Source organism: Rosistilla ulvae, from assembly GCF_007741475.1.
Lineage (GTDB): Bacteria > Planctomycetota > Planctomycetia > Pirellulales > Pirellulaceae > Rosistilla > Rosistilla ulvae.
Genome location: NZ_CP036261.1, coordinates 390,030 through 402,332 on the forward strand (window position 1 = coordinate 390,030; position 12,303 = coordinate 402,332).

Annotated in this window: 10 protein-coding genes; 4 read left to right on the forward strand and 6 right to left on the reverse strand. The window is 55.4% G+C overall.

Features of this window, described 5'->3' with window-relative positions:
• Positions 1 to 538: 538 nt before the first annotated feature.
• Positions 539 to 793, forward strand: a complete 255-nt coding sequence (locus EC9_RS01465) for a type II toxin-antitoxin system Phd/YefM family antitoxin (RefSeq protein ID WP_145341760.1) — start codon at positions 539 to 541, stop codon at positions 791 to 793.
• Positions 790 to 1,167 (forward strand): type II toxin-antitoxin system VapC family toxin, encoded by a 378-nt coding sequence (locus EC9_RS01470; RefSeq protein ID WP_145341762.1) that lies wholly within the window; start codon positions 790 to 792, stop codon positions 1,165 to 1,167. Before EC9_RS01465 ends, EC9_RS01470 begins: the two co-directional genes overlap by 4 nt.
• Positions 1,168 to 1,653: 486 nt before the next feature.
• Here the strand turns inward: EC9_RS01470 and EC9_RS01475 are convergent, their stop codons facing one another.
• From EC9_RS01475 to EC9_RS01490, 4 genes are all read right to left on the reverse strand, one after another.
• Entirely contained in the window at positions 1,654 to 2,661 is a 1,008-nt protein-coding gene (locus EC9_RS01475) for a DUF1559 domain-containing protein (protein ID WP_145341764.1), read from the reverse strand.
• Positions 2,662 to 3,116: 455 nt separating this feature from the next.
• Positions 3,117 to 3,629, reverse strand: a complete 513-nt coding sequence (locus EC9_RS01480; protein WP_145341766.1) for a GNAT family N-acetyltransferase — start codon at positions 3,627 to 3,629, stop codon at positions 3,117 to 3,119.
• Between the two features lie 323 nt (positions 3,630 to 3,952).
• Positions 3,953 to 4,720: an HIRAN domain-containing protein gene (locus EC9_RS01485; protein ID WP_145341768.1), complete on the reverse strand. Its 768-nt coding sequence runs from the start codon at positions 4,718 to 4,720 to the stop codon at positions 3,953 to 3,955.
• Positions 4,717 to 5,697, reverse strand: coding sequence for a HipA domain-containing protein (locus EC9_RS01490; RefSeq protein ID WP_145341770.1), 981 nt, complete (start codon positions 5,695 to 5,697; stop codon positions 4,717 to 4,719). Before EC9_RS01490 ends, EC9_RS01485 begins: the two co-directional genes overlap by 4 nt.
• Before the next feature lie 873 nt (positions 5,698 to 6,570).
• Here EC9_RS01490 and EC9_RS01495 point away from each other — a divergent pair.
• Positions 6,571 to 6,927, forward strand: a complete 357-nt coding sequence (locus tag EC9_RS01495; protein WP_145341772.1) for a hypothetical protein — start codon at positions 6,571 to 6,573, stop codon at positions 6,925 to 6,927.
• On the opposite strand, the gene EC9_RS01500 is transcribed toward EC9_RS01495, so the two are convergent.
• Together EC9_RS01500 and EC9_RS26350 are read right to left on the reverse strand one after the other, a co-directional pair.
• Complete coding sequence (locus tag EC9_RS01500) at positions 6,928 to 7,140, reverse strand: hypothetical protein (RefSeq protein WP_145341774.1); 213 nt, start codon at positions 7,138 to 7,140, stop codon at positions 6,928 to 6,930.
• Between the two features lie 636 nt (positions 7,141 to 7,776).
• Positions 7,777 to 8,103, reverse strand: coding sequence for a hypothetical protein (locus EC9_RS26350; RefSeq protein WP_218934513.1), 327 nt, complete (start codon positions 8,101 to 8,103; stop codon positions 7,777 to 7,779).
• A 570-nt stretch (positions 8,104 to 8,673) separates the two neighbouring features.
• On the opposite strand from EC9_RS26350, the gene EC9_RS01505 reads away from it, so the two are divergent.
• The gene (locus tag EC9_RS01505) at positions 8,674 to 12,105 is read left to right on the forward strand and encodes a class I SAM-dependent DNA methyltransferase (RefSeq protein ID WP_145348953.1); all 3,432 of its coding nucleotides are present in this window, start codon (positions 8,674 to 8,676) and stop codon (positions 12,103 to 12,105) included.
• The last annotated feature ends 198 nt before the right edge of the window (positions 12,106 to 12,303 follow it).

The following is a 12,303-nucleotide window of genomic DNA, read 5'->3' on the forward strand; positions in this document are numbered from 1 at the left end:
TTTTGCGGTCGTCAGTATTCGTGTTAGTGGTGTGATTCGTGGTGAATCTTGATTCTGTTAGGGCTGGTGGTTTGGTCTTCCCGCGAATGGCGCCAATCACGCGAATAGAAAACGCTCATTTAGCAGTCGTCAGTATTCGTGTTATTTGTGTGATTCGCGGTCAATCTTGATTCTGAAAGGACCGGTGGTTTGGTCTACCCGCGAATGACGCCAATCACGCGAATGGGAAACGCTCATTTTGCAGTCCTCCGTATTCGTGTTATTTGTGTGATTCGTGGTCGATCTTGATTCTGTTAGGGCTGGTGGTTTGGTCTACCTGTCAATGCTGCGAATCGTGCCAATGAGCTTGCGGTCTTTGTTTGGGCTTAGAGGCTCGGACCGCCGTTTTGTGCCTGTCCCCTCGCTACCATGTAGCTTGAGTTCACTCTGAGGATGGAAACGAAGGCGATCATTTTCGTGGTCGCCAAACGTCGATCATCGTGATCGGGCTGCACGTCGGTTAGAATGGAGGTTCACTCAGTTGTCCACAGGTGGAATCATGCCAGATGAAATCTCGATCCAAGAAGCTCAAGGCAACCTCAAAGGCCTCATCGCGGGTTTGGCTCCCGGTGCAGAATTGGTCATTACCGATCGCGAGCGGCCCGTTGCTAAATTGGTCGCCGAAGTCGCCGGCTCATCAGTCAAGACGGCGAAACGTCAAGGTGGTCAATTGAAGGGGCAAATCGCGATCGCTGCTGACTTCGACAAACTGCCTGGCGACATCGCTGAGGCATTCGGAGCGGGCGAAGAGTGAGGCTTCTGCTCGACACACATGTCGTGCTTTGGTGGCTCGACGATCCGAACTTACTTTCGGATGATGCCCGGAACGCAATCGCGGAACCAGCGAACCAAGTCTTTTTCAGCGCGGTCGTCGCCTGGGAAATCGCGGTCAAGCGGAGCCTTGGGAAACTAACCGCACCAGCGGACATCGCATCAGCGATTGCAAATGCCGGATTCGACGAATTGCCGGTGAAGTCCGATCATGCGTGGGCTGTCGAATCGTTGCCGAATCATCATCGCGATCCATTCGACCGAATGTTGATCGCCCAGGCGATGCGCGAGGATTACACGCTGGTGTCGCGAGACACCGCGATGCCCGCGTACTCGATGCCGCTGATCGTCGCGTAAACGACCGATCGGCGTCGGAACCTTAGGGGATGTTCCAACTAGCACTGCGGGAGATCGCGCGAGGCAGCCAATGGGGTGGGCGTACTTTGTTAGGGACGCGCATTTTTGTGGCAGTAACCGAGTTACGGGGCCGTGTGGGGGATTCCGGGTGTTGGGAGGAGCGACGAGGCGATTTGTCGAACGTCTCGTCTGCAACTACCTTCGCTGCGGATTTATTGTTCTGCCAGCCTCATTCTGCCAATCATCGAAACGCACCGTGACCGAACTGTTGAGCCGCACAGGCGCTTCCCATTCTCGGCGTGTCGATTGTCAGAACGTAGGTTGTTGAAAGGATGAACGCGGCGGAATGTTATGCCGGAATCAAAAGGCAATTGGGGACGGTCAGACGTTGCCGCGATATCGAAAACGCTAGTGCAAGCATTTTGTGGATGTCCCCTTCTCCATTCCGCGCGATGTTGCGTGAGTAACCTTTCCTCGCACGACGGGTTAGAGTCCCGAGATGACTTCCCCTTGGTTCCGCGTCCCGTGGGCGTGCCATACGGTCAGGTCGATCGTCGATGAAATACCGCGAGTCGAACCGTCCACCAACGCCACGTTGACGATTCCCGGATGGAAGCTGCGGGCAGTGACAATCGCATAGGTCGGGCTGCCGGCACTGCCGTCTTTTCCTTCCTGCCAGGAATTGTAGTCGGCTTCCTCGTAAAGCGTTCCTCCGCTGGTCAGGTGCAATTCGCTGTTGGGAGGCCGGACGACGGTGATTCCGGTGTGATGTACTCGGCCATCGGGCCATTCGGTGTGGCCGGTGTTCTTAAATTGAGCGCCGCTGGCGGTAATCGCCTCGGCATCGGCCTGCGTCGCTGGCATCGTGGTCGACGATGGGCCACCGTTGCGATTGTAAGGGGTCCAGGCTTTCACCTCGGCGGTCAGCAGGGTCGAGCTGGTGCCGTCGGTGCAATCGCGAAAATCGAGGAACGAATTGGGGTAGAACATGCCGTCGCCCCCCTGTCGCGTCGACGGAGAGAAGACAAACCAGCGGCCAAAATTAAATCCATAGCTGGTCGGGTACAATCGCGGTCGACCACTGCCCGGGTCGCGCAACTGGTCGCTGCCAACGTCGCTGGGGCATGCGTAGGTGGAGATCTTGATCGCGTCGATCGCCATTTGGTTGTCCCAGGCGGCGGTTAGATCGACTAGGTCTGCGAGATTCCCTTGCTCCAAGAAGGGAAGGATTCGGCCGTGGACGCCCCATGAGCCGTTGTTCCCGGTGCTGCTGATGCTCAGGTCGACCACTGCCGATGGCGGGAAGCAGCCAAAGGTGCTCTGGTAGTTATGGCAGGCCAGGCCGATCTGTTTCAAATGGTTCGAGCACTGCATGCGTCGGGCGGCTTCTCGGGCCGCTTGAACCGCGGGCAACAGCAGCCCGACCAGGATGCCGATGATCGCGATCACGACTAATAATTCAACGAGTGTAAAGCCGCGGTGGGTTGTCTTCATATGCCTGAACTTGAATTGAACTGGAGAGGTACGGGGTGATTGGGACCGCGCTGGCGAACGGTCGCGCGTCGATCCACGATGTGAGTGCTTCCTGGCTCTAAGCAAGTTGCATGCCAGCTTGGCAAGATCGACCCCATTCCTTGCTTAATTGTCCGTTGCGATGTCTCGACGCTCTCCGCCGCGCTCCATCGAGTCTGCGACGGCGGCGGATAATTCGCCTCGGAGGTCAATATTTCGCCATGCGAAGAGGAGGTGAACCGTCAGTGGAGCTAGCGAGAGCAGTCGCGGAGAGTCTTCGCGCGAAAATGGTTCCTGTCGGTTGCACGGTCGGGGCGCGTGGCAACTCGGGGCTGTCGCCGCTGCAAAGGCAGTCACGTCATGGATGTCCCCTTCATCTACCCTTCTTCTACGGTTGGTGGGGAAACACCGGTGCCGCGGGGCGGGGAGGTGGGGTGTTAGGCTTTGTTGCAATCGCAAAGGAGGAAGCGGGTCTGCATCGAGACTTGTTTGCCGCTGTCCAGGATGCGAGTGCCCAGTCGGATGAAGCCCGATTTCTTGTGGAAGGCAAGGGAGCCTTCGTTGGGTGGGTTGAGGTCCATCTCCGCGCACACTTGCACAAGGCCTGACTGGCGTGCTTGATCGTCTAGGTGAGAATAGAGCAGGCGGCCAAGCCCGAGTCCGCGGCAGGCTGGTGCGACCACGATCCGGTCGACGTACAGGAAGTTTTTTAGGCGTTGGGCGAACCACTGGTAGTTTCCGTTGTCGTATGCGCACGCATCGGTCATCGCCAATACAAAACCGACGACTTCGCGATTCACTTCCGCAACCAAGTGCAGGCTGCTGAGTTCGTAGAGTTCGGCAAAACGTTGGAGATCCATCGGGCTGGTGACAGCGACAACCGCTTCGTTTAATGCGATCACGTGCGCGGCGTCATCCGATGTCATCTCGCGTAGGATCGGGCGATTCATTGGGTGTTCCTTTTATGCGTAAATGTTGCTCCTCTTCAGGGCATTATGACCTCGTCCCAGAGGGACGGTCATTGATTGGAGCAAATCAACGCGTCATGGTTCACGACTCCCCCATCCGGGGCGGGTGCTGTGTTCGCACGTGCGATCTCGGGGCTTTCGCCCCGAACTACCGACGTGGACTCCTCCGGAGTCAAGACAATCAACATCGCTGTCGGGCATAGCCAAAAATAGGGCAGATCGTCGCTGCTGGGCAGCTGTTTTGTGGATGTTCGCTTCTCCATTTGTTGAAGGTTCTGGAGCGGAGCGGATTCATTGGCGACTTCTTAACGCGGAACCAAACTGGAGATCGGTTGGTAGTCGACGGTGTCGCAAGGCTGGAAACCGGCTGGCCAGCAGGCGTTCATTCGGCACAACAGTCGTTGTTGTAGCGGTGCATCCAGATTTACTTGTTGTACGACAACGCGAACTGTTTCGGCGGGGCATTGGCTGAGCAGTCGTTCGATGTCGCGAGCCAGATAGCGAGGGGTGTACCCGAGCATCGATCCGTTCGTTTCGAGAGCGATTGCATGTGGGTCGATTGGGTTTTCAGGTTCCTGTCGTACGGTGAGTGAGTCGCCAGGATGCAGGTGAGAGATTCGTTCTGTGGCGGTAGGTTGAAACCGAATTCCGTGGACAAAGAAGAAGTTGACAAAGCATCCATGGGAATCTGGCACCGGCTTGGGGAAAACTTCGATCGCATCGGTCTTGCGGATCCCTTCGCTTCGCCCCAGTAGAAGCAGTGGTTCGGGCGGGTCGTCGGGGTCGAAACCATTCCACTCCAAAAACTGTCGGAACTCGGGGCGCGAAGCGGGTAGCAAACGGTTCTTGAATACTGGGAAGAGGCTTGTTGACTCGTAAACCTGGTGCAGGTCTTCCATGCCGTCCAACGGGCGGAACCCTTTGATTGTTCGGGCCCCTTCGGTGTAGCTGAAGCGAAAACGACGGTCCCCCAGTTCGCTGTAGAGGCAATCGAGGCGAGCGACGGCGGCCCAGCGAGGCATCGGCTGTTCAGCATGCCAGGCAACGAAGACGGTTTGGTTGGGGGGAGTCATAAGGTGGCGATGAGGTTGAGCAATCGGGTTCGATTAATCTCCAGCAGTCGGATTGTAAACTCACGAGCTGTTGGAGAGATGCGCGATTCGGGGACTCTGTTAACGATATCACTCAATTTAAGTGGCGACAAATGCTGGAGTCTCTGCAGCCAGGTCGTCGCCGCTTGAGTGTTTCGTTGCGAGAACGCTTCGGCCGCATCGTAGGTGGTGATCGTTCGTGTGTCTTGAGAGTTGCGAAAAAAAGCAGATCGCGCACGCGACGTGTAGGCTTCCATTTGCCGCTGTGAATCGCCAGCGTCCAGTCTTCGCCGTCGCTTGAGATCCGTTTCGTTCCGCGCCAAGCCCGCCCCGTGGTCGAAGGTCGGAGCAAGTTGCGTCGTGTCACCGCGGACTGCACCCCAGTTTTGGTGATGGCGATCTTGATTTGCTATCAGTGCGTCGAGGATCGTGTACCCAATAAATACCGCACCTGCGGAGGATGCCTCGCGAGGGACCGAAGCGATTTGGTCGGGAGGGGCGAGTTTTGAAACGACTTCCCAGACCGCATCGACAGTGTGTTCTTGCACGCTGTAGTGTTTCTCTTCATCGCTCGGGTATGCAGGATCGACTTCCAGTAGAAGTTGGTTGCCAAGGATTAGGCTTCGTGGTTTGGCGGCGATGTTCTGGCAGATCACACCAGGTAGGTTTTGGTGGGTGTCAAAAGCCAGTTCGTAGTGTACGTGAGGAAGTCCTAGTTCTTGACAGATTTCGCAGGCGATGCGTTCGGCCCAGTCTTCGCCGGTTTGGCGGTTTTCTGCCTTGAACATCATTCGCCGGTCACCGTCGTGGTACCAGTACTTGGGTTTGGTTCCCAGTTGCTCCAGGTCTTCGGAGTCGAGCGAGCTAACTTTGTAGATCGGAAAGCTTGCCACGGTTGTTGCCCAGGTGTAGAGGTTGTCGCCACCTAGGCATGTTAAGCTTTGACGTGCTTCCTTCAATATCGATGTTCGGTCGCTCTACGAAAAAAGCCCTGGCTTCGCGTGGAAGCCAGGGCCTTTAGTTTTGTAATCTGATGGGCGTTGAGGGACTCGAATAATCGAGAAAACGCTATAAGAGAAACGGGCGGTGGCGAGCAATCCACACCAGAATCCACACCAAACGACGACGATCTGGTCCGGATCATCGATGCGTGGCCCTCGCTTACCGATGCTATCAAGGCTCAGATTGTGTCGATCGCCTTTCCGGGGGGGATGCCGAGCAAGCAGTAGTGTTTGAAACGCAATTTACCCCTGCCTCGTCTGCGCGACAGGCCAGCTTCTGTCGCCCAATCAGAATGCAGTGCCAAGGGCATTTGGCGTACGTTTCAAGTTGATCGCCGGCGCAGGTGCCGAAATGACAAATTTCGGGATGCAGGTTGATGCAGCCAGCAGCGAAACCTTCGCTCGCTGTTGGTCGAGGGTCGAGCGCTGCAACGCAATTTCCTGGGAAGCACAGAGGGACGCGCCAAAGCGATGCAGCAGCTTACGGTCGTCCAGCCGATGGTGCGTGATTCGCGAATCGCTCTTCAGGAGTAGCGGCTTGGCATCCAGCGAATCCTCGATACTGCTTGCGTGAACGAAGTGGACTCCAGCGCAGAACGGAACCGATTGGTAGCATCTCCTGGAGCCCAGCGGTTGGGAAGACAGGACGAATTGTTTGCCGCATGATCGGCCAGGGTGAAATGTAAGGTGCCACGGATCTAGTTGGTCAAGGCAGATCGCAGGACCCTTAAGTGCCGGTGTCCGGAGGATTTCCCTTTGCCCCTGGGGGAACGTCACACGCCGTCGCTTGTGCTGGGAGGGCTTAGCGGTTCGCTGGCCCTTAGACGCAGTATGCTCGCTCACGATAGCGTCCGGCAAGCCGCTGCAGAACTGATGGGCGATCCAAACTACGACGGCGAAATGGTAAGCGACCTGATGGCGATGGGATTCCCGGCACACCTTGTCCAAGAATACACGGAATCCCAATCGCCAGGACTTGCTACCAGGATGTGGGATAGCATCGCTCACAACCTGTTCACGCTTCCAGGAAACAGGCAGGAGGATGCAGATTCCAGGTCTCGCAAGTACAGGCAGGCTGACCTGCTTCGCAAGAAGTCGGGGGTACGTGTCCAGCCGTCATTTCAAAATGGAATCGGCGTAACCCTGCCTGACATGGACAACAGCTTTGCCACCGGAAGAAAGTTCTAGCTACCGGCCTTCGCTGTACCGATCAACGGTGAACGTACCATCCAGAGCGGTCGGCGAAAGAAACGCCGCCCAGTACACGGCAGCAAAGATAAGTGTCGCCAAAGCAGTGGCTAAAGAAGCGGTCGCCGCCGCTGCAAACAGGCATCCGAGCGAATACTTTCGCGGTGAATTCACCCGCTCCGCGGCGGGGACAATGTAAGGGTTCTCTTTCATGTTTGACTTAGCAGATCCGTTCAATGCTCCAAGGGTAAGGCCACGCCAAACGCAGACGCAGCGGCAAAACCGCCAGAATAGCATCACGCCGGAGCAAGAGCAAAGTTTGATTCGGAAAGTTGCGGGATACGTTGTCTGGCGTCTCGAAGGCAGTGTGTGGTCTGGACTCATTGTTGTGGTTTGAGTAGGCGGCGCGAGCTCAGGCCGAGTGGAGTTCGTAAGGTTTGTTTACCAGTTTGAGACGCCAGCGAAGCGGTGGATGTTTTCCCGTTCAGTTGCGCCAATGTCAAAAGTGCAATAGTGGCTGCACACGTACGCGTAGCTGTTGTGGGAGGAGCAGGGCGAGGGTGTGTGCAGAACTCAATGTCCAGCGAAACTAGTTGCAAGAGTTTCGTGCAACGCTATCGAGTCGGCACATTGACTGCGTTGGCGAGTGTCGGCGTTCTTGCTGTTTTGTGTCTAGTTGTCTTGGTGATGATGCGGAGGTCAATTGCTGGAAGTTTCGGCAAGCCCCTGGGGGCACCCACTGAATTGCGGAATGGTTTCACATTCCGCCGTGAGAGAATTTTCCATTTCAAAAGCCCCTGCCAAGATGGCATCACCAGTTAAACCCTGAGACGCAATTTTGACGAAGTTTTAACTGGCGTTTTTGCGGGCAGAAATCGAGGAAGCGATCAACCAAGCTGCTGATAGGATAGCACCTGACAACATCGCATTCCGTTCCTCGCGACTTTCGATCATTCGGTTTAAATTCCAACGTTCAAACCTCATGTCGTGCGTTTCTTCGATCGTGCGGCCTTTGGTCAGGTCATTGATTGGAGAGTTGAGGGAATTATTGAACGGGAGCTTACTGTCGTCGGCTGAACTCCGCCGACTATTCCCAAGACTCGATACGGTGCGAAACATGGATGGCGATAGAGTGATTGCGAACAAAATCGCGACCGCGACAAATAATCGTGACATAGTGCTAGCCCACGCTACTAGTAAAACTCTTGACCAGGCTCTAAGCCGTTTTGATTTTTGTACCGTACTGGAATTCAATTTGAAACAAGGGTGTTCGCAGCGCTTTTTGCGGACGCCATTCCTGGTCCAATCGTGGATAGGAAAACTGTCGCCATTGCGTGCGATTGCAAACGAAACGCCCAAGCGGTCCTGGTGCGAATAGGCTCGAGCCAGTTGCATACCAGGGCAAGCTTTTTTGAACGTCCGCTACCTTGCCTGCTGGAGTGTTCAACTTGCTAAGACGGCAAACCCCACCCCAATCAGCCGCGTTGTCCCCTGTGATTCCGAGTCTAGTGTTTTCGCGCGATTGAATGGCGTTTTGATTCCCTGTACCATTCCTCGTTTGTTGCAACTTCATCCAAACGCGGGGGTGTGTCTGGCCTGAATCGATGGTCAGACGCATTGGTTTGAACGCTTTGGAGTGTCTTGGATTGAGCTATCCGCACCCGTCTGGCTTTGACGGACGTTTGGGGTGGTCTGCAGGCAGTTGCTTGGATGTTCTCCGCAATCACTGGGATGGTCGCATTTTCGATGGGCAAAATTGGCGCTGAAGAGTTCGTTGAACGGTGGAAAGATTCCGGCGGCGCGGAACTCGCGAATTCGCAATCGTTTCTCAAAGAGCTGTGCGACCTCCTGGACGTCCCCCATCCAGAACCGACGAAAAGCGAGTCGGACGCGAACACGTACGTTTTTGAAAAGGCGGTGGAGTTCAACAACGGTGACGGCACCGTCAGTTTTGGCCGCGTTGACCTGTATCGCGCGGGTTGCTTTGTGTTGGAATCAAAGCAAGGGAGCGAGCGCCGGTCCGCTGAGCAAAGCGAAGCCCTTGCAACGACAACACGAACCGCGAAAAAGTTGGGTGGGACGGCAAAACGTGGCACCCCTGCCTGGGATCGGGCCATGCAGGCAGCCCGCAAACAGGCGGAGGGCTATGCCAAGGCGATCCCCGATGAGTGGCCGCCGTTCTTGGTCGTCGTCGACGTCGGTAACTGCTTCGACTTGTACTCCGACTTCAGCGGTACCGGCAAGAATTATGTGCCGTTTCCCGACCCACGCAGCTACCGTATTGCCCTGAACCGGCTGCATGAAGAAACGGTCCGCGATACGCTTCGGTTGCTTTGGACCGATCCCTATTCGCTCGATCCAAGCAAGCAGTCCGCCGATGTCACTCGCGACATTGCGACCCGGTTAGCCAAGCTCGCTAAGAGTTTGGAATCCGAACACGACGCCGAAACCGTGGCTGGCTTCCTGATGCGATGTCTGTTCACGATGTTCGCCGAAGATGTCGAATTGATCCGCAAAGACTCGTTCACCGAATTACTGTTGAGTCTGCGATTCGAGCCACAGAACTTCAAGCCGATGGTCGAATCACTCTGGGAAGCGATGGACGAAGGAAAATTCTCGACGATCCTGCGCGAGAAGGTGCCTCGATTCAACGGCAAGTTTTTCAAAGATCGAGCTGCCCTTGCGCTGAACAAGGATCAAGTCGAATTGTTGCTCGAAGCGGCCGAACACAAATGGGATCTGGTCGAACCGGCGATCTTTGGCACCCTGTTGGAACGCGCCCTCGATCCGGTCGAACGTCATAAGCTCGGTGCCCACTACACGCCGAGGGCCTACGTCGAGCGTTTGGTGATGCCAACGATCATCGAACCGCTGCGGGAAAAATGGGAGGCGACGTATGCGGCGGCGATTCAATTGCACGAAGAGGGCAAGGGGAAGGATGCAGTCAAGTTGCTGCGTGATTTCCACGGGGAGCTGTGTGAGACGCGGGTTCTGGACCCGGCCTGTGGTAGCGGCAATTTCTTGTACGTTTCGATGGAGTTGATGAAGCGGCTTGAAGGCGAAGTGGTCAGCGCCATGGCCAGCTTTGGCGACGACGTATTGCCCGGTATCACGATCGACCCGCACCAGTTCTTGGGGATCGAGATCAACCCTCGCGCGGCAGCTTTGGCCGAATTGGTGTTATGGATTGGTTTCATCCAGTGGCATCGGCGAACGAGAAATGAAGTCACTCCGCCTGAACCCATCCTGAAGAACTACGAAAACATCGAGTGCCGCGATGCGATCTTGGATTGGGACGGCATCGAGCCTGTCACTGACGACGACGGCAACCCCGTCACTCGCTGGGACGGTCGCACGACGAAGCAGCACCCGGTTACCGGCGAAGAAGTCCCCGACGAAGGCGCCCGCGTCCAAGAGCTGCGTTACATCAATCCGCAAAAAGCTGAGTGGCCGGAAGCGGATTACATCGTCGGGAATCCGCCGTTTGTCGGCAACAAGCGTATGAGGGAGGTACTTGGCGAAGGGTATACTAAAACACTTCGTGCTGCGTACAACGAAGTTCCAGAAAGCGCTGACTACGTGATGTTCTGGTGGAGTCGATCATCGCAAATCGTAGGTGCGGAAAGAGCCTGCCATTTTGGGCTCATCACTACGAATAGCTTGACCCAAACTTTTAACAACAGAGTTGTCAGGAAACGGCTGACTGAAGATGGCAATTCGCTAATCTTTGCGGTCCCTGATCACCCTTGGGTTGATTCGACTGACGGGGCACAAGTCCGAATTGCGATGACAGTAGTTGGACACGGTGAAAAAAACGGACAACTCGCCACTGTGTGCGACGAGGAACTGGGAACTGTGGAATCTCCGCAGGAAAGACTTGATCAACTATACGGAATGATTTCATCAGGTTTACGGATCGGATTCGATGCCGCTTCATTGCTAAAGCTGGAAGCAAATCAAAGTATTGCCTGCCCAGGTGTTCAACTTTCAGGTCAAGGATTCGTCGTAGACGCGGATCAAGTCGCATCATTTGTCGAACGAACGAGGAATGACCTTGTGCGTCCGTACGTAACTGGACGCGACATTTCTCAGCAAAGGCGAGAAAGCTACGTGGTGGACGCATTCGGACTTGAGGTGAGCGAATTGAGATCGAAATACTCGGATGCTTATCAGCATCTTTTGGTTTCGGTAAAGCCCCAGCGAGATCAGAATCCTCGAGCAAAGTACCGGGAAGAATGGTGGCTACATTCTGAGCCACGCCGAAAGTTCCGAAAGTCACTGGATGCAATTGATCGGATGATAGTTACTTCACGCACATCGAGGCATCGTTGCTTTCAGTTCATGTCTACGTCTGTCCTTGCTGAGACAAAAGTACTTGTCATTGCATTGGCCGATGCAAGCCGGTTTGGTGTTTTGTCCTCGAGGATTCATGTACTGTTTGCAAACGCTACAGGTGGATGGCTCGGTGTAGGTAACGATTCGACCTACAACCACAGCGTCTGCTTCGACTGCTTTCCATTCCCTGTCACCGACGACGTTACAAAGAAACGGATTGGCGATTTGGCCGAGCAACTCGATGCTCATCGCAAGCGGCAGCAGGAACAACATCCGACGCTCACGATGACCGGCATGTACAACGTGCTGGAGAAGTTGCGGTCGGGGGAGAAGCTGACCGCCAAGGAGCAGGCGATCCACGAACAGGGGCTCGTTTCGGTCTTGAAGCAGATCCACGATGACCTCGATGCGGCCGTCTTCGACGCCTACGGTTGGCCCCACGACCTGGAAGACGAAGAGATTTTGCAGCGTCTGGTCGACTTGAACCTCGAGCGCGCCGAAGAGGAAAGCCGAGGCATCATCCGCTGGCTGCGACCCGAGTTCCAGAATCCCGACGGGGCAACGCAAACCGCGTTTTCGGGCGACGACGGAAAGGCCAAGCCGGCCAAAAAAGCGGCAACCGTCAAAATCAAGAAGCAACCTTGGCCAAAGACGCTTCCCGGACGCATGGTTGCAATCCAATCAGCGTTGCATCAGCACGCTGTCCCCGCAGCTCCGGACAAGATCGCCGCATATTACACTCGCGCCAATAAGGCGGACGTAGCGGAGCTTCTCGAAACCTTGGCAGCCGTCGGCAACGTCCGCAAACTAGACGACGGCCGCTTCGCCGTTTACCGAGAGTAAAAACGCTGGTGGGACGAGATTGCATTCGAGTGAACGTTAAAAATCGAATACGAAAGGGCTGAAATGAAACTGGAAGATTTTGTTGCAGAGACACTCAAGGAAATCGCTTGCGGCGTAAAAAAATGCTGGTGAGGACCTCAAAAGGAATGGTGCTGGCATCCAATATGGCAAAGCACAGAATGTCGAATTTGACGTTGC